The sequence below is a fragment of the Rhizobium redzepovicii genome (assembly GCF_019793435.1).
In the GTDB taxonomy this organism is placed as follows: Bacteria; Pseudomonadota; Alphaproteobacteria; order Rhizobiales; family Rhizobiaceae; genus Rhizobium; species Rhizobium redzepovicii.
In genome coordinates, this window is the sequence record NZ_JAILYH010000129.1 from 1 (window position 1) to 246 (window position 246).

At 54.1% G+C, this 246-nt stretch carries 1 pseudogene; it reads left to right on the plus strand.

What is annotated here, in order from left to right:
- Nucleotides 1–35: 35 nt before the first annotated feature.
- A pseudogene (locus tag K6N12_RS34605) lies at nucleotides 36–246 on the plus strand (hypothetical protein); the annotation flags it as partial.

Below are 246 nucleotides of genomic sequence, written 5' to 3' on the forward strand. Positions count from 1 at the left end.
CCTTTTTTGTTGGGCTGGGTTAGGCGCGCCTTCATATGCCACGCTTTAGGACTTTGCTTTCTCCCACTGCTGATATGGACAATAATGCATTGGCAGTTTGCCGTGTGGCTATCCCTCTGCCCTGCCGATCTTCCTACCTTCCGCCTTGTCAGCAAGCATCGGAAGGAAAGCCCATGAAGGTCTTGCGCATCGTCGCTAATATCCAGACACCCGACATCACGCCGGCCCGGCGCTTCTATCAGGATA